Source organism: Flavobacterium gelidilacus DSM 15343, from assembly GCF_000422685.1.
GTDB lineage: Bacteria > Bacteroidota > Bacteroidia > Flavobacteriales > Flavobacteriaceae > Flavobacterium > Flavobacterium gelidilacus.
In genome coordinates, this window is sequence record NZ_KE383905.1 from 300706 (window position 1) to 318508 (window position 17803).

Annotated in this window: 14 protein-coding genes and 4 tRNA genes; all 18 read left to right on the forward strand. The window is 33.3% G+C overall.

Features of this window, described 5'->3' with window-relative positions; genetic code table 11:
* Positions 1 to 125: 125 nt before the first annotated feature.
* Positions 126 to 320: a 30S ribosomal protein S21 gene (gene rpsU / locus G507_RS0115920; protein WP_026718432.1), complete on the forward strand. Its 195-nt coding sequence runs from the start codon at positions 126 to 128 to the stop codon at positions 318 to 320.
* A gap of 68 nt (positions 321 to 388) precedes the next feature.
* Positions 389 to 1282 (forward strand): tyrosine-type recombinase/integrase, encoded by an 894-nt coding sequence (locus G507_RS0115925; RefSeq protein ID WP_026718433.1) that lies wholly within the window; start codon positions 389 to 391, stop codon positions 1280 to 1282.
* Positions 1283 to 1310: 28 nt separating this feature from the next.
* Entirely contained in the window at positions 1311 to 1613 is a 303-nt protein-coding gene (gene hpf / locus G507_RS0115930; protein WP_026718434.1) for a ribosome hibernation-promoting factor, HPF/YfiA family, read from the forward strand.
* Between the two features lie 92 nt (positions 1614 to 1705).
* Positions 1706 to 1779 (forward strand) — tRNA-Thr (locus G507_RS0115935).
* Between the two features lie 68 nt (positions 1780 to 1847).
* Positions 1848 to 1928 (forward strand) — tRNA-Tyr (locus tag G507_RS0115940).
* Between the two features lie 66 nt (positions 1929 to 1994).
* Positions 1995 to 2066, forward strand: a tRNA-Thr gene (locus G507_RS0115945).
* Positions 2067 to 2129: 63 nt separating this feature from the next.
* Positions 2130 to 3317 carry an elongation factor Tu gene (gene tuf, locus G507_RS0115950; protein WP_026718435.1) on the forward strand — a complete coding sequence of 396 codons (1188 nt, stop codon included), beginning with the start codon at positions 2130 to 2132 and terminating at the stop codon, positions 3315 to 3317.
* A gap of 64 nt (positions 3318 to 3381) precedes the next feature.
* Positions 3382 to 3455 (forward strand) — tRNA-Trp (locus G507_RS0115955).
* A 14-nt stretch (positions 3456 to 3469) separates the two neighbouring features.
* The gene (gene secE / locus G507_RS0115960) at positions 3470 to 3667 is read left to right on the forward strand and encodes a preprotein translocase subunit SecE (RefSeq protein WP_026718436.1); all 198 of its coding nucleotides are present in this window, start codon (positions 3470 to 3472) and stop codon (positions 3665 to 3667) included.
* A 9-nt stretch (positions 3668 to 3676) separates the two neighbouring features.
* Positions 3677 to 4228, forward strand: coding sequence for a transcription termination/antitermination protein NusG (nusG, locus tag G507_RS0115965; RefSeq protein WP_026718437.1), 552 nt, complete (start codon positions 3677 to 3679; stop codon positions 4226 to 4228).
* A 66-nt stretch (positions 4229 to 4294) separates the two neighbouring features.
* On the forward strand, positions 4295 to 4732 hold the full coding sequence (gene rplK / locus G507_RS0115970) for a 50S ribosomal protein L11 (RefSeq protein ID WP_026718438.1): 438 nt from the start codon (positions 4295 to 4297) through the stop codon (positions 4730 to 4732).
* 19 nt (positions 4733 to 4751) lie between these two features.
* Entirely contained in the window at positions 4752 to 5441 is a 690-nt protein-coding gene (rplA, locus tag G507_RS0115975) for a 50S ribosomal protein L1 (protein ID WP_026718439.1), read from the forward strand.
* Between the two features lie 22 nt (positions 5442 to 5463).
* A complete protein-coding gene (gene rplJ / locus G507_RS0115980) occupies positions 5464 to 5958 on the forward strand; it encodes a 50S ribosomal protein L10 (protein ID WP_026718440.1) in 495 nt (164 codons plus the stop codon).
* 55 nt (positions 5959 to 6013) lie between these two features.
* Complete coding sequence (gene rplL / locus G507_RS0115985; protein ID WP_026718441.1) at positions 6014 to 6385, forward strand: 50S ribosomal protein L7/L12; 372 nt, start codon at positions 6014 to 6016, stop codon at positions 6383 to 6385.
* A gap of 246 nt (positions 6386 to 6631) precedes the next feature.
* A complete protein-coding gene (gene rpoB, locus G507_RS0115990) occupies positions 6632 to 10444 on the forward strand; it encodes a DNA-directed RNA polymerase subunit beta (RefSeq protein WP_026718442.1) in 3813 nt (1270 codons plus the stop codon).
* Between the two features lie 80 nt (positions 10445 to 10524).
* Entirely contained in the window at positions 10525 to 14835 is a 4311-nt protein-coding gene (rpoC, locus tag G507_RS0115995) for a DNA-directed RNA polymerase subunit beta' (RefSeq protein ID WP_026718443.1), read from the forward strand.
* 266 nt (positions 14836 to 15101) lie between these two features.
* The gene (locus G507_RS0116000) at positions 15102 to 15410 is read left to right on the forward strand and encodes a DUF3467 domain-containing protein (protein ID WP_026718444.1); all 309 of its coding nucleotides are present in this window, start codon (positions 15102 to 15104) and stop codon (positions 15408 to 15410) included.
* 253 nt (positions 15411 to 15663) lie between these two features.
* Entirely contained in the window at positions 15664 to 17751 is a 2088-nt protein-coding gene (locus G507_RS0116005) for a T9SS sorting signal type C domain-containing protein (protein ID WP_026718445.1), read from the forward strand.
* The last annotated feature ends 52 nt before the right edge of the window (positions 17752 to 17803 follow it).

The window sequence follows — 17803 nt, forward strand, 5'->3', positions numbered from 1 at the left end:
TATCAGGGCTAAGCGAGTGTTTTTTCAATTCAAAAATCATTTATTGAAATAATTCGTAATTCATGACTCATTAGTCATAATTAATAATTACATTTGCACCCTTAACGAGAGGAGGTGTCAAAATTATGTTAATTATACCAATTAAAGACGGAGAAAATATAGATAGAGCTTTAAAGCGCTACAAGAGAAAATTTGATAAAACAGGAACTGTTCGTCAATTAAGATCGCGTCAAGCGTTTCACAAACCATCTGTAGTAAATAGAGCAAAAATTCAAAAAGCTGCTTATATTCAGAACATGAAAGACGCATTAGAAAATTAATTTTTTTTAATGTCAAGATAATAACCGTTAGTTTATAAAGTGTAACTTTGTAGCTAACGGTTTTTTTTATGGTTACTAATTTGCAAGCTTATCAGGATTATCTTCAAAAAGAGAAAAACTATTCTTCTCTAACTTTGCGTGCCTATTTAGATGATATCAAATCATTTCAAAACTATTTAGAAGAAAATCACGAAAAACTTCCTTTAGAGCAAATTAATTACTCCCAAGTAAGAAGTTGGATTGTTGTTTTGGTAGAAAACGGTATTGCAAATAAATCTATTAACCGAAAAATTTCCTCTTTAAAGTCATACTATAGATTTTTACTTAAGATTAAACAAATTGAGTTTAGTCCACTCTCGAAACATAAATCCTTAAAAGTTCCCAAAAAAGTTCAGATTCCTTTTTCAGAAAAAGAATTAAGTAGTGTTTTAGAAATGGGATTTATTGAAGATGATTTTGAGTCTATAAGAAATAAGCTAGTAGTCGAATTATTCTACACCACAGGAATACGTCGAGCAGAACTGATTAATTTAAAAACAAATAATTTAGACAAATACAATAAAACGTTAAAGGTCTTAGGAAAAAGAAATAAAGAAAGAATTATACCGTTATTAGATTGTACAATTGATTTAATTAATCAGTATAATTTGCAAAAAGATAAGCTGGAAATCATTCAAAATACGGATGTGTTAATTTTGTCAAAAAAAGGAAAAATTCTTTCTGAAACATTTGTGTATCGCATGATTAATTCCTACTTTAGTACTATATCTGAAAAGATAAAAAAAAGCCCCCATGTTCTTAGGCATACATTTGCGACTCATTTATTAAACAATGGTGCTGATCTAAATTCGGTTAAAGAATTGTTGGGTCACGCTAGTTTGTCTTCTACACAAATTTACACACATAGTAGCCTGACAGAATTACAACGAGTTTACAAAGATGCGCATCCTAGGAATAAATAATATTGTATAACCTTAATAAATTTGAATTATGAAAGTAAATGTTCAAGCGGTGAATTTTAATGTTGACAGAAAACTTGTTGACTTTACACAGGAAAAGTTAGATAAATTAGAGAAATTCTACGATAAAATTGTTTCATCAGATGTGTTTTTAAAAGTAGAGAATACAAGCGACAAGGAGAACAAAATTGCGGAAGTGCGAATTAACGTGCCCGGAGATGATTTAATGGTTAAAAAAACAGCAAAAACTTTTGAAGAAGCGGTTGATTTATGTACAAATTCATTAGAGCGAGTTTTGGTAAAAAGAAAAGAAAAATTAAGAGCTCACGTATAAAATAAAAATATTTGCAAAAAACATTTTGATTAAACAAATATTTCCATACATTTGCAGTCCGTTAGAAATAGCGGACTTTTTTTATTAAATAAGCCGGTGTAGCTCAGCTGGCTAGAGCAGCTGATTTGTAATCAGCAGGTCGTGGGTTCGAGTCCCTCCACTGGCTCTATATTTTAGGGTAATATTTTGGTTTTTGTAAAATCAATTTAAGGTTTATTGAAATATTTAAAAGTTGGGGAGATACTCAAGCGGCCAACGAGGGCAGACTGTAAATCTGCTGTGAAAACTTCGCAGGTTCGAATCCTGCTCTCCCCACAAAAGAATTAAAAACGAAGGTTTGGTATTTCTAAATTCTAAGTTTTAACTTCTGAACTCACATAAGCCGGTGTAGCTCAGGGGTAGAGTGCTTCCTTGGTAAGGAAGAGGTCTCGGGTTCAATTCCCGACATTGGCTCAAAAAATGTGAATAAATTGAACACTATAAATAAATAAATAACTAAGATTAAATTATTAAATCATGGCAAAAGGAAATTTTGATCGTTCCAAACCACACTTAAACATTGGTACAATTGGACACGTAGATCACGGTAAAACTACATTAACAGCTGCAATTACAAAAGTATTAGCAGATGCTGGATACTCTGAAGCAAAATCGTTTGATCAAATTGATAACGCACCAGAAGAAAAAGAAAGAGGTATTACTATTAATACTTCACATGTTGAATATGCAACGGCTAATCGTCATTACGCTCACGTTGACTGTCCAGGTCACGCGGATTACGTAAAGAACATGGTTACTGGTGCTGCACAAATGGATGGAGCTATCTTAGTAGTTGCTGCTACAGATGGTCCAATGCCACAAACAAGAGAACACATCCTTTTAGGACGTCAGGTAGGTATTCCTCGTATGGTTGTATTCATGAATAAAGTGGATATGGTTGATGATGCTGAATTATTAGAATTAGTAGAAATGGAAATTAGAGATTTATTATCTTTCTATCAATATGATGGTGATAATGGACCTGTAATTCAAGGTTCTGCATTAGGTGGATTAAACGGAGATCCGAAATGGGTAGCTACTATCTTAGAATTGATGGAAGCTGTTGATAACTGGATCGAAATGCCTCCACGTGAAATTGACAAGCCTTTCTTAATGCCTGTTGAAGATGTATTTACAATTACTGGTCGTGGAACTGTTGCTACAGGTCGTATCGAAACTGGTATTGCAAACACAGGAGATGCAGTAGAAATCATTGGTATGGGTGCTGAGAAATTAGCTTCTACTATTACTGGTATCGAAATGTTCCGTCAAATCCTTGATAGAGGTGAGGCTGGAGATAACGCAGGTATCTTGTTAAGAGGTATTGCTAAAGAAGATATCAAAAGAGGAATGGTAATTGTTAAGCCAGGATCTGTTAAGCCACACGCTCATTTCAAAGCTGAAGTTTATATCTTGAAAAAAGAAGAAGGTGGACGTCATACTCCATTCCATAATAACTATCGTCCACAATTTTACGTTCGTACAACTGACGTAACAGGAACTATTACTTTACCAGCTGGTGTAGAAATGGTTATGCCTGGAGATAACTTAACTATTGAAGTTAATTTATTAAGTCCAATTGCATTATCTGTTGGTTTACGTTTTGCAGTTCGTGAAGGTGGTAGAACTGTTGGTGCTGGTCAGGTTACTGAAATCTTAGACTAAGACAAACAATTAATTATTTTATAAGCCAGTGTCTTTTTTAAAATGACACTGGTTTTATAAACAAACGGGCGTAGTTCAAGGGTAGAATAGCGGTCTCCAAAACCGTTGATGGGGGTTCGAATCCCTCCGCCCGTGCCATAAAATAAAAAAAAATGACAAAAGTTGTTAATTATATTACTGAGGCGTTTGGTGAATTGAAAACAAATGTGACTTGGACAGGTTGGGCAGAATTACAAAGGCTTACAATTATAGTGGCTGTATTTTCTGTTTTGTTTGCTCTTTTGACATTTGGTATTGATCAAGTATTCGAAGTAGTTGTTAAAAATATTTACAGTTTTTTAAAATCATAATATATTCCTATGTCAGATAATAACATAAAGAAATGGTATGTAGTAAGAGCTGTAAGTGGTCAGGAAAATAAAGTTAAAAACTATATTGAAACTGAAATTAATAGACTTGGATTGTCTGATTATGTTTCCCAAGTTCTTGTTCCAACTGAAAAAGTAGTTCAAGTAAAAGACGGAAAAAAAATTAGTAAAGAAAAAGTTTATTTTCCAGGTTATATAATGGTAGAAGCTAACCTTACTGGTGAAATTCCTCATATAATTAAATCGATAACAAATGTTATTGGTTTTTTGGGTGAAACTAAAGGGGGTGATGCAGTTCCATTACGTCAGTCTGAAGTAAACAGAATGTTAGGTAAAGTTGACGAATTAGCTGTAAATGCTGACAACGTCGCAATTCCTTTTGCATCTGGTGAAACAGTAAAAGTAATTGACGGACCTTTCAATGGTTTCAATGGGACAATTGAAAAGGTTAATGATGAAAAGCGTAAACTTGAAGTTATGGTTAAGATTTTCGGAAGAAAAACACCATTAGAGTTAAGTTTTATGCAAGTTGAAAAAGTATAATATTTGTTACATTTATAATAAACAACATCTATCGCTTCCAAGAAAGATGTTAAAAATTTAAAAACAATGGCTAAAGAGATTAGTAAAGTAGTTAAACTACAAGTTAAGGGAGGTGCCGCGAACCCATCGCCACCGGTAGGACCTGCTCTGGGAGCTGCTGGTGTTAATATCATGGAGTTCTGTAAGCAATTTAATGCTAGAACTCAAGATAAAGCTGGCAAAATTTGTCCTGTACAAATTACCGTTTATAAAGACAAGTCTTTTGACTTCGTTATTAAAACGCCACCTGCTGCGGTTCAATTATTAGAAGCAGCAAAATTAAAGTCTGGTTCAGGAGAGCCTAACCGTAAAAAAGTAGCTAGTGTTACTTGGGATCAAATTAAATCAATCGCTGAAGATAAAATGCAAGATTTAAATGCATTCACAATCGAATCTGCGATGAGTATGATTGCAGGAACAGCTAGATCTATGGGTATAACAGTTTCAGGAACGGCTCCTTTTTAATCCAATAAAGAATTAGACAATGGCAAAATTGACAAAAAAACAAAAAGAAGCAGCATCAAAAGTTGATAAGAACAAATTATATTCTTTAAAAGATGCTTCGGCGTTAATAAAAGTACTTTCTTCAGCTAAATTTGATGAGTCTGTAGATATCGCTGTTCGTTTAGGAGTAGATCCTAGAAAAGCGAATCAAATGGTAAGAGGAGTTGTAACATTACCTCATGGAACTGGTAAAGATGTAAGAGTGTTAGCTCTTGTAACTCCAGATAAAGAAGAAGAAGCTAGAGCAGCTGGAGCTGACCATGTAGGTTTAGATGATTATCTTCAAAAAATTAAAGACGGTTGGACTGATATTGATGTAATTATCACTATGCCAGCGGTTATGGGAAAATTAGGTCCTTTAGGTCGTATTTTAGGTCCAAGAGGTTTAATGCCTAACCCAAAAACAGGTACAGTTACTATGGATGTGGCTAAAGCTGTTGAAGAAGTAAAAGCTGGTAAAATTGACTTTAAAGTTGATAAAACTGGTATCGTGCATGCTGGAATTGGAAAAGTGTCTTTCGATGCTGATAAAATTTATGATAACGCACATGAAATTATACAAACATTAATCAAAATGAAACCAACTGCGGCTAAAGGTGTATATGTTAAGTCTATTTACTTATCTAGTACTATGAGCCCTGCAATTGCTTTAGATCCTAAAGCAGTATAATTGGTAGTTAAAACTTTATAGTATGACTAAAGAAGAAAAATCAATCGCGATTGAAAATTTAACTGCACAGTTAGAGGGTGTTAATGTTATTTATTTAACAGACATTTCTGGACTAAACGCAGATACTACAACTAGTTTAAGAAGAGCTTGTTTTAAAGCTGGAATTAAATTAGAAGTTGTGAAGAATACATTACTTGCAAAAGCAATGGAATCTTCAGAAATTAATTTTGGTGAATTACCAACAGTTTTAAAAGGAAATACTTCTATAATGATTGCTGATGTAGCAAATGCTCCAGCAAAAATTATTAAAGATTTTCGTAAAAAAGGTTTAAAACCAATTTTAAAAGGAGCTTACATCACTGAAGATATTTATATCGGTGATGAAAATCTTGATAGTTTAGCTGCTATGAAATCTAGAACAGAAATGATCGGAGAAATCATTGGATTACTTCAATCACCTGCTCAACGAGTAATAGCTGCTCTTCAAAATCAAAACAAAGAAGAAGCTGCTGAATAAACAAGCGCACATTAATAAATTATATTTTTACAAAACATTTTAAACGATAGAAAAAATGGCAGATTTAAAACAATTCGCAGAGCAATTAGTTAACTTAACAGTTAAAGAAGTTAATGAATTAGCTACAATATTAAAAGATGAGTATGGTATCGAACCAGCTGCAGCAGCAGTTGTAGTTTCTGGTGGTGCTGGTGCTGGTGAAGCAGCTGAAGAAAAAACAGAATTCACAGTAGTACTTAAAGAAGCTGGTGCTTCTAAATTAGCTGTTGTAAAAGCAGTTAAAGAATTAACAGGTTTAGGACTTAAAGAAGCTAAAGATTTAGTGGATGGAGCTCCTTCAAACATCAAAGAAGGTGTATCTAAGGATGAGGCTGAAGGTCTTAAAAAATCTTTAGAAGAAGCTGGAGCTGTTGTTGAGCTTGTTTAATTAAAACATAGACAATTAAGCTGGGTTTAGACCTTGGGAGCAATCCCAAAGGTCTAAACCATTTTGCATATAAAGAATTTGTTGTTTTTTATATAATAAAATAATCAAAAACGAAGAAAGAAAAAAAACTACCTTTCCTGGTTTATTTTTAAAGATGTTTTGATTATTTGCAATAAGGAAGTATAAAATATACCGTGTTTTTAACACAAAAAATTTACTTTTTTTAAATCATAAATTTATTCATTGATGATTGCTAATCAGACTGAAAGATTAAATTTTGCTTCTACCAAGAACATCCCTGACTATCCAGATTTTCTAGATATTCAAGTGAAGTCATTCCAAGATTTTTTTCAATTAGAAACTAAATCAGACGAAAGAGGCAACGAAGGGTTATATAACACCTTCATGGAGAACTTTCCAATTACAGATACAAGAAATAACTTCGTTTTGGAGTTTCTTGATTATTTTGTAGATCCACCACGTTATACCATTGAAGAATGTATTGATAGAGGGTTAACTTACAGTGTACCTCTTAAAGCTAGACTTAAATTATATTGTACTGACCCTGAACACGAAGATTTTGAAACTATTGTTCAAGATGTCTATTTAGGAACAATACCATATATGACGCCTAGCGGTACTTTTGTTATCAATGGAGCAGAAAGAGTTGTAGTTTCTCAATTACATAGATCTCCTGGTGTTTTCTTTGGACAGTCTTTTCACGCAAATGGAACAAAGTTGTATTCTGCTAGAGTTATTCCTTTCAAGGGTTCTTGGATTGAATTTGCTACGGATATTAACAACGTAATGTATGCGTACATTGATAGAAAGAAAAAATTACCTGTAACTACTTTATTTAGAGCAATCGGATTCGAAAGAGACAAGGATATCCTTGAAATTTTCGACCTTGCTGAAGAAATTAAAGTTTCGAAAACAGGTATCAAAAAATATATCGGTAGAAAATTAGCTGCTCGTGTATTAAACACATGGCATGAAGATTTCGTAGATGAAGATACTGGTGAAGTAGTTTCTATCGAGCGTAATGAAATTATATTAGATCGTGATACTATTCTTGACAAGGATAATGTTGAAGAAATTATCACTGCTGATGTAAAAACTGTTTTATTACACAAAGAAGATAGCAATCAAGCAGATTATGCTATTATTCACAATACCTTACAAAAAGACCCTACAAACTCTGAAAAAGAAGCTGTAGAACATATATATAGACAACTACGTAACGCTGAACCGCCTGATGAGGAAACAGCACGTGGAATTATCGATAAATTGTTTTTCTCTGACCAAAGATATAACTTAGGTGAAGTTGGACGTTACAGAATAAACAAAAAATTAGGTCTTGATACTCCTATGGAAAAGCAAGTGCTTACCAAAGAAGATATCATTACTATTGTTAAGTATTTAATTGAATTAATAAACGCGAAAGCAGATATTGATGATATTGATCACTTATCAAACAGACGTGTAAGAACAGTTGGAGAACAACTATCTCAGCAGTTTGGTGTTGGACTTGCTCGTATGGCAAGAACAATTCGTGAAAGAATGAACGTTAGAGATAACGAAGTATTTACACCTATTGATTTGATTAATGCTAAAACATTATCATCTGTAATTAACTCATTCTTCGGAACTAATCAGTTATCTCAATTTATGGATCAAACGAATCCATTAGCTGAGATTACACACAAGCGTAGATTATCTGCACTAGGACCTGGTGGTTTATCAAGAGAAAGAGCTGGATTTGAGGTTCGAGATGTTCACTACACGCATTACGGTCGTTTGTGTCCAATTGAAACTCCTGAGGGACCAAACATTGGTCTTATTTCGTCACTTGGTGTTTATGCTAAAGTTAACGGAATGGGATTCATCGAAACTCCTTATCGTAAAGTGGATAACGGTGTAATTAATATTACAGACGAACCTATTTATTTAAGTGCTGAGGAAGAAGAAGGAATGATGATTTCTCAAGCAAATATTGATATTGATGCTACTGGTAAAATTTTAGCAGATAGAGTAATTGCTCGTGAAGAAGGAGATTTCCCAGTTGTGGAACCATCTGCTATTCATTATGCTGACGTTGCTCCAAATCAAATTGCATCTATTTCGGCTTCATTAATTCCTTTCTTGGAACATGATGATGCGAATAGAGCCTTGATGGGATCAAACATGATGCGTCAAGCTGTGCCTTTATTACGTCCAGAAGCTCCTATTGTTGGAACTGGATTAGAAAGACAAGTAGCTTCAGATTCTCGTGTACTTATTAATGCAGAAGGTAATGGTGTTGTTGAATATGTTGATGCAAACTCTATTACTATTAAATATGACAGAACAGAAGAAGAAAGACTTGTAAGTTTTGATTCTGATGAGAAATCATACAACTTAATTAAATTTAGAAAAACCAATCAAAGTACATCTATTAACTTAAAACCTATTGTAAGAAAAGGGGATAGAGTTGTAAAAGGTCAAGTACTTTGTGAAGGATACGCTACTCAAAATGGAGAATTAGCCTTAGGAAGAAATCTTAAAGTAGCATTTATGCCATGGAAAGGATACAACTTTGAGGATGCAATTGTAATTTCAGAAAAAGTAGTTCGTGATGATATATTTACATCTATTCATATTGATGACTATACTTTAGAGGTTAGAGATACTAAATTAGGTAACGAAGAGTTGACTAATGATATTCCTAATGTTTCTGAAGAAGCAACAAAAGACTTAGATGAAAATGGAATGATTAGAATTGGAGCAGAGGTTAAGCCTGGTGACATTCTTATCGGAAAAATCACACCAAAAGGAGAATCTGATCCAACACCTGAAGAAAAACTACTAAGAGCAATCTTTGGAGATAAAGCCGGTGATGTAAAAGATGCTTCGTTAAAAGCTTCACCTTCATTACATGGTGTTGTTTTAGATAAAAAATTGTTTGCAAAAGCAGTTAAAGATAAACGTAAACGTACTAAAGATAAAGAAGATATTGACAAACTTGAAACTGAATTTGATGTTAAATCAAACGAGTTGAAAGAGAAGCTTATCGAAAAATTATTTACCATTGTTAACGGAAAAACATCTCAAGGTGTAATGAATGATTTAGGGGAAGAAGTTTTACCAAAAGGTAAAAAATTCACTCAAAAAATGTTATTCGCTGTTGATGATTTTGCTCACTTGACAAAAGGTCAATGGACAACGGATGATAATACAAATTCATTAGTAAACGACTTAATTCATAACTACAAAATCAAATTAAACGATTTACAAGGTTGGTTAAGAAGAGAGAAATTTACGATCACAGTTGGGGATGAATTACCAGCTGGAATCTTAAAACTTGCTAAAGTTTATATCGCTAAGAAACGTAAACTTAAAGTGGGAGATAAGATGGCAGGTCGTCACGGAAATAAAGGTATTGTGGCTCGTATCGTTCGTCATGAGGATATGCCATTCCTTGAAGACGGAACACCTGTTGATATTGTATTGAATCCTCTTGGAGTACCTTCTCGTATGAATATTGGTCAGATTTATGAAACAGTTCTTGGATGGGCTGGTCAAAAATTAAATAGAAAATTTGCTACACCAATTTTTGATGGAGCAACTATAGACCAAATTAACGAGTTAACAGATGAAGCAGGAATTCCTCAATTCGGTCATACATATTTATATGATGGTGGAACTGGAGAACGTTTCCATCAAGCAGCAACAGTTGGAGTAATCTACATGTTGAAACTTGGACATATGGTTGACGATAAAATGCACGCTCGTTCTATCGGACCATACTCACTTATTACGCAACAACCTCTTGGTGGTAAAGCACAATTTGGAGGTCAGCGTTTTGGAGAGATGGAGGTTTGGGCACTTGAAGCATATGGTGCTTCAAGTACACTAAGAGAAATCTTGACGGTTAAATCTGATGATGTTATTGGTAGAGCTAAAACTTACGAATCAATCGTTAAAGGTGAAGTTATGCCAGAACCAGGATTACCTGAATCATTCAATGTATTAATGCATGAATTAAAAGGACTTGGATTAGACATTAGATTAGAAGAATAAAAAATAGTTGGCAGTAACAGTGTTTGGAAATTTCCAAACACTGTTTGCTGAACACTGAACACTTTTTAAATGTTACGACTATGATGAACAATAGAAATAGAGACAATAAAAATGCTCCAATCAAGAGATTTAGTAAAATCTCGATAGGACTTGCTTCTCCAGAATCAATTTTGGCAGAATCAAGAGGTGAGGTTTTAAAACCAGAAACCATCAACTATCGTACACACAAACCAGAAAGAGATGGTCTTTTCTGTGAGCGTATTTTCGGTCCAGTTAAAGATTATGAGTGTGCTTGTGGAAAATATAAAAGAATTCGCTACAAAGGTATCGTATGTGACCGTTGTGGTGTTGAAGTTACGGAAAAGAAAGTACGTAGAGATAGAGTAGGACACATCAACCTTGTTGTGCCAATTGCTCATATCTGGTATTTCCGTTCTTTACCAAATAAAATTGGTTATATTTTAGGTTTACCATCTAAGAAATTAGATATGATTATCTACTACGAAAGATATGTAGTTATTCAAACAGGTATTGCTAAAGGACCAGAAGGTGAAGAATTAAAAAGATTAGACTTTTTAACAGAAGAAGAATATCTAAATATTTTAGATACACTTCCTATGGAAAATCAATATCTAGATGATAATGACCCAAATAAATTCATCGCCAAAATGGGTGCTGAATGTATTATGGACTTATTAGCTCGTATAGATTTAGAAACATTATCTTACGAATTAAGACATGCTGCTAACACAGAAACGTCTAAACAACGTAAGACCGAAGCTTTAAAACGTCTTGTAATTGTAGAAGCGTTTAGAGAATCAAACAAGAACAGAGAAAATCTTCCACAATGGATGATCTTAAAAGCAATTCCGGTTATACCACCAGAATTACGTCCTCTTGTGCCTCTTGATGGTGGTCGATTCGCAACTTCAGATTTAAATGATTTATACAGAAGAGTAATCATCCGTAACAATCGTTTAAAAAGACTTATGGAAATTAAAGCTCCGGAAGTTATCTTAAGAAACGAAAAACGTATGTTACAAGAATCTGTAGATTCATTATTTGATAACACGCGTAAAGCTTCAGCTGTAAAAACTGAATCTAACAGACCTTTAAAATCTTTATCTGATTCCTTAAAAGGTAAACAAGGGCGTTTCCGTCAAAACTTACTTGGTAAGCGTGTGGATTATTCTGCTCGTTCGGTAATTGTTGTTGGACCTGAATTAAAATTATTTGAATGTGGATTGCCAAAAGATATGGCAGCTGAATTATACAAACCTTTCGTTATCCGTAAATTGATAGAAAGAGGAATCGTTAAAACAGTAAAATCTGCAAAGAAAATTATAGATAAAAAAGAGCCAGTTGTTTGGGATATTTTAGAAAATGTAATTAAAGGTCACCCGGTTATGCTTAACCGTGCTCCTACATTACACAGACTTGGTATTCAAGCGTTCCAACCAAAATTAATTGAAGGAAAAGCAATTCAATTACACCCGTTAGTGTGTACTGCCTTCAATGCCGATTTTGATGGGGATCAGATGGCTGTGCATTTACCATTAGGACCAGAAGCTATTTTAGAATGTCAATTATTAATGTTGGCTTCTCATAATATCTTGAACCCTGCAAATGGTGCTCCAATTACTGTACCTTCTCAGGACATGGTACTTGGTTTATATTACATGACAAAAGAACGTTTATCAACTCCAGAAGTGAAAATTAAAGGAGAAGGTTTAACATTCTATTCAGCAGAAGAAGTTAACATTGCATTAAACGAAGAGAAATTAGAATTAAATGCAAGAGTTAGAATTAGAGCAAAAGACTTTAATGAAGAAGGAGAATTAGTTTATAAAATTATTCAAACTACTGCAGGTAGAGTTTTATTTAATGAAGTTGTTCCAGAAGCTGCAGGTTATATAAATGAGGTTTTAACTAAAAAATCTTTAAGAGATATTATTGGTAAAATCCTTAATGCAACAAATGTTCCGGTAACTGCTGAATTCTTAGATAATATCAAGAATATGGGGTATAAATTCGCATTTAGAGGAGGTTTATCTTTCTCTCTAGGTGATATTAGAATTCCTGAACAAAAAGGACAATTAATTGCTGATGCTCGTGTTCAAGTTGATGCGATTTCAGTAAACTATAACATGGGTCTTATTACCAATAACGAACGTTACAACCAAGTTATTGATATCTGGACTTCTGCAAATGCTCAATTAACAGAGCTAGCAATGAAAAACATTAGAGAAGACCAACAAGGTTTCAACTCGGTGTATATGATGCTTGATTCTGGAGCAAGGGGTTCTAAAGAACAAATTCGTCAGTTAACTGGTATGCGTGGTTTGATGGCTAAGCCTAAAAAATCAACTGCTGGTGGTGGTGAAATTATTGAAAATCCAATTCTTTCTAACTTTAAGGAAGGTCTTTCAATCCTTGAGTACTTTATTTCTACTCACGGTGCACGTAAAGGTCTTGCGGATACTGCTCTTAAAACTGCCGATGCAGGATACTTAACACGTAGATTACATGATGTATCTCAAGATGTTATTGTAAACTCTGTAGATTGTGGTACATTAAGAGGAATTGATGTTTCTCCTTTAAAGAAAAATGAGGAAATTGTTGAAACTTTAGGGGATAGAATTCTAGGACGTGTTGCATTACAAGATGTAATCGATCCTTTAACAACTGACGTTATTGTTCATGCTGGTGAAGAAATTGTTGCTTCTCATGTGAAGAAAATCGAAGAATCACCTATCGAAAGTGTTGAAGTTCGTTCACCATTAACTTGTGAAGCTAAAAAGGGAATCTGTGCTAAATGTTACGGAAGAAACTTAGCTACTGGTAAAATGACTCAAAGAGGTGAAGCAGTTGGAGTTATCGCTGCTCAATCTATTGGAGAGCCAGGTACACAGTTAACGCTTCGTACATTCCACGTTGGTGGAGTTGCCGGTGGACTTTCTGAAGAATCAAGTATCCTAACTAAGTTCTCAGGTCGTTTAGAATTAGATGACTTAAAAACAGTTAAAGGGGAAGATGCTGAAGGAAATGCAATTGATATTGTAATTTCTCGTTCAACAGAACTTAAATTAATTGAACCTAAAACAGGAATACTTTTAAACTCACATAACATTCCTTACGGATCTACTATCTTTGTTAAAGATGGTGATGTAGTGGATAAAGGAACAGTTATTTGTAAATGGGATCCTTATAATGGAGTTATAATTTCAGAATTTACAGGTAAAGTTGAATACGAAGATATCGAACAAGGACATTCGTTCATGGTTGAAGTCGATGAACAAACTGGTTTCCAAGAAAAAGTAATTTCTGATTCAAGAAGTAAGAAATTAATTCCTACTTTATTGATTTATGCTAAAGACGGAGAATTAGTTCGTTCTTATAACTTACCAGTTGGAGCTCACCTTATGGTAGATAACGGAGAGAAAATTAAAGCAGGAAAAATTCTTGTAAAAATTCCTCGTCGTTCTTCTAAATCAAGTGATATTACAGGAGGTTTACCAAGAATTACTGAGTTGTTAGAAGCTCGTAATCCTTCAAACCCGGCTGTAGTGTCTGAGATTGACGGTGTAGTTACATTCGGAAAAATCAAAAGAGGAAATAGAGAAATTGCTATTGAATCTAAATTTGGTGAAGTAAAGAAATATTTAGTTAAACTTAATAATCAGATTCTAGTTCAAGAAAATGACTTTGTTAAAGCAGGAACTTCTCTTTCTGACGGAGCAATTACTCCAGAAGATATTTTAAGAATTAAAGGGCCAGCTGCTGTTCAACAGTATTTAGTTAATGAAATTCAAGAAGTATATCGTCTTCAAGGGGTGAAAATTAATGATAAGCACTTTGAAGTAGTAATACGTCAAATGATGCGTAAAGTTAGAATTCAAGATCCAGGAGATACTTTAATGCTAGAAGATCAATTAGTTCACACAAGTGATTTTATCTTCGAAAATGACAAGTTATATGCTATGAAATTCGTTGAAGATGCAGGTGATTCTGAAAACTTAAAAGCAGGTCAAATTATTTCAATTAGACAATTAAGAGATGAGAATTCGTTGTTAAAACGTAATGATAAGAACTTAGTTGAAGCTAGAGATGTAGTTCCGGCAACGGCAACACCAGTACTTCAAGGTATTACTAGAGCATCACTTCAAACGAAATCATTTATTTCGGCTGCCTCTTTCCAAGAGACAACTAAAGTATTAAATGAAGCTGCAGTAGCAGGTAAAATTGATACATTAGAAGGTCTTAAAGAAAATGTAATTGTTGGACATAGAATTCCAGCAGGTACAGGTATGAGAGATTATGATGATATGATTGTAGGTTCAAGTGAAGAATACAATGAATTGGTTTCTTCAAAAGAAACATATAACTATTAAAAAATAGCTTTATATAGAATAAAAAAACCATGAGTACATATCTTCTGATAAACTCATGGTTTTTTGTTTTAACTTGTTTTGCAATAATGCAATTCAATTCGAGATGTCAGTCTGAGCCTATCGAAGACCATCTCAAAACATTAAAAAAAACACTTCTATGTTCTGTTAAAAAAGAGCAAAGCGACTAAAATAATAATAATCAACTATGTAATCTATGTGGTAAAAAAAACTCACATGACTTATATGTTTAAAAAAAACTTAACATTATGAACGACAACAACGCACAAAACCAAATAAACATCGAACTAGATGAAAAAATAGCTGAAGGAATTTATTCTAACTTAGCCATCATCAACCATTCTAATACAGAGTTTGTTGTAGACTTCGTGACTATGATGCCTGGTGTGCCAAAAGCAAAAGTAAAATCAAGAATAGTTTTAACACCACAACACGCTAAAAGATTACTAAAAGCTTTGGCTGAAAACATTCAACGATTTGAACAAGCTCATGGAGAAATTAAAGAAGGTGATGCTCCTCAAATTCCACTTAATTTTGGTCCAACAGGTCAAGCTTAATTTTATGTGGATCTAAAGTTGTAAGTATACTTTTATAAATAAAAAAAGCGTTATTAGTCAAATATCTTTTAAATAGTTGATTATTAACGTTTTTTTTTGTCTTTAAACGAATAACTAAGTTATCTTAAGGTTAATTATGTTTAATATTTTAAATTTGCATCTAAGTAAACATAGTGATTTTATTTAATTGTTTTTTAGACACAAACAATTAAATAAATATGTTGAAATTATCTGTTTTAAATAAAATATTATTATGAAAAAATCTTTACAATTAATTACCAATTCTTTAAAAGGTAAACTTTTTGCTAAAAAATTATTTACGGGATTGTTATTAGTAACGTCAATTATAACTTATAGTCAAATTGATATTACTCCAATGCGAGTTAATGTTGCAGGGTTTAATACAACATGGACCGATACGGATGTAACAGGTACTTCGGATATCAGATTGTTAAAAGTTACATCTAACACCATTTCTCCAGTTATGGATTTCGATGCTTACACAGGTGAAATGTTAAATTTTAAAGCAAAAAAACAAGGTTCTGGTGTAGCTGCAGAATATGTAATTACCGTTTCAATTTCTATTGATAATGGTGCTACATGGACAGTTTTAGGGACTAGAACGCCAACTTCTTCTACTATTGCGAGTGATCAATCTCCTTTTGATATAAGCTCTTATGGTGGATCACTTGTAAAAATTAAATTCTCAGTTGCAGGTACAAACGATCTTGTAGGTGTGGCTATTGATAATTTAAAAGTTACAGGTTTTTTACCTTCTTGTGTATGGGACGGAAGTTCTTGGTCAAACGTAGTTGGTCCAGATGAATTTACAGAAGCTACTATAGCTGGTGCATACAGTACAGATACAGATGGTGAATTTGCTGCAAAAAAATTAACAATCGCTTCGTCAGGTTCTTTAGTTATTAATGCAGGTACAAATGTATATGTTATTAATGAAGTTATTAATAATGCTACAGCTGCTGATTTATTGGTTGAAAGTAATGGTAATTTATTGCAAATTCAAGATGTTCCAGTAAATGTTAATGTTGGAAATATGACAGTTAATCGTGAGACTTCTCCGTTAGTGTATTTAGATTATGTTTTATGGTCTTCTCCAGTAGATTATCAATATTTACAATCTTTTTCTCCATCAACTTTGCCAAATCGTTTTTATACATATAATTCAGCTACAAATTTATATGCTGCTGTTTCATCTCCTTCAACAACATTTTTTGGAAAAGGAAATGGATATTTAATAAGAACTTCAGATACACATCCAGTTACACCAACAATTTGGGCTACCACGTTTACAGGATATCCAAATAATGGTAATCTTTCAGTAGCAGTTACTGCTAATACATACAATGCAGTTGGAAATCCTTATCCATCTACTTTAGATGGTGATGCTTTTATTTATGATAATGCAATTTCAGAAGCTTTGTATTTCTGGAGAAAAACAAATAATTCTGCTAATCCTTCTTATGCTACTTATACTCTTTCAGGAGGTGTTGCTAATACGGCAGGAGGTTCTGCTTTAGTGCCAACATATGCTATCCAAGTAGGTCAAGGTTTCATTGCTAAATCAACTTCAACAAGTTTGAATTTTACAAATTCAATGCGTGTAGCTGATAACGATGACTTGTTTTTAAAATCAAGCAACACAGTAGATAAAAGTAGACTTTGGTTAGATTTAACGAATACAACAGGTTTATTCTGTCAAACCTTAATCGCTTATATGCCAACTGCAACTTCTGGAGTGGACAGCGGAATAGATGGTAGAATTTTTAGCCAACCAGCTAACGGTGCTACTTTAACTTCTATTATTGGAGGTGATTCATCATACATAATTCAAGGTAAAGGAGATTTTGTTAACACAGATGTTGTTTCTTTAGCTTTTAAAACGGCAGTTGCTGGAAACTTTACAATATCTTTAAGCAATGTAGACGGATTGTTTGCAAATAATGCTCAAGATATTTTCTTAAAAGATAACTTAACAAATACAATTACTAATTTAACTACTGGTGATTATACATTTACAACAACAGCTGGTGATTTCTTAAATAGATTTGAAATTGTATACCAAAGCTCAGTGTTAAATGTAAATAATTTTTCTTCAAACAATGTTGTGGTTTACACTAATAATTCTAATGTTATAATTAACGCAGGACAGTCTACAATTGCTTCTGTAAAAATATTTGATATTAGAGGAAGATTATTAGCAGAAAAAGCTAATGTTAATGCTTCAGAAGTTGTCTTAAATGTGGCTTCATCTAATGAAGTTTTATTAGTACAAGTGGCAAATACAGAGGGTGCAGTTGTTACCAAGAAGGTTGTTAACTAATGTTTTATAGATAAAAGTTATAAAAAATCCGCCCAATGGCGGATTTTTTTTG

Bases quoted from the DNA above. Each gene is read 5' to 3' on its own strand.
- G507_RS0115925 (WP_026718433.1), top strand. From the start codon at position 389: ATGGTTACTAATTTGCAAGCTTATCAGGATTATCTTCAAAAAGAGAAA.
- G507_RS0116005 (WP_026718445.1), top strand. From the start codon at position 15,664: ATGAAAAAATCTTTACAATTAATTACCAATTCTTTAAAAGGTAAACTT.
- rplK (WP_026718438.1), top strand. From the start codon at position 4,295: ATGGCTAAAGAGATTAGTAAAGTAGTTAAACTACAAGTTAAGGGAGGT.
- tuf (WP_026718435.1), top strand. From the start codon at position 2,130: ATGGCAAAAGGAAATTTTGATCGTTCCAAACCACACTTAAACATTGGT.
- secE (WP_026718436.1), top strand. From the start codon at position 3,470: ATGACAAAAGTTGTTAATTATATTACTGAGGCGTTTGGTGAATTGAAA.
- nusG (WP_026718437.1), top strand. From the start codon at position 3,677: ATGTCAGATAATAACATAAAGAAATGGTATGTAGTAAGAGCTGTAAGT.
- rplL (WP_026718441.1), top strand. From the start codon at position 6,014: ATGGCAGATTTAAAACAATTCGCAGAGCAATTAGTTAACTTAACAGTT.
- hpf (WP_026718434.1), top strand. From the start codon at position 1,311: ATGAAAGTAAATGTTCAAGCGGTGAATTTTAATGTTGACAGAAAACTT.
- rpsU (WP_026718432.1), top strand. From the start codon at position 126: ATGTTAATTATACCAATTAAAGACGGAGAAAATATAGATAGAGCTTTA.
- rpoB (WP_026718442.1), top strand. From the start codon at position 6,632: ATGATTGCTAATCAGACTGAAAGATTAAATTTTGCTTCTACCAAGAAC.
- G507_RS0116000 (WP_026718444.1), top strand. From the start codon at position 15,102: ATGAACGACAACAACGCACAAAACCAAATAAACATCGAACTAGATGAA.
- rpoC (WP_026718443.1), top strand. From the start codon at position 10,525: ATGATGAACAATAGAAATAGAGACAATAAAAATGCTCCAATCAAGAGA.
- rplA (WP_026718439.1), top strand. From the start codon at position 4,752: ATGGCAAAATTGACAAAAAAACAAAAAGAAGCAGCATCAAAAGTTGAT.
- rplJ (WP_026718440.1), top strand. From the start codon at position 5,464: ATGACTAAAGAAGAAAAATCAATCGCGATTGAAAATTTAACTGCACAG.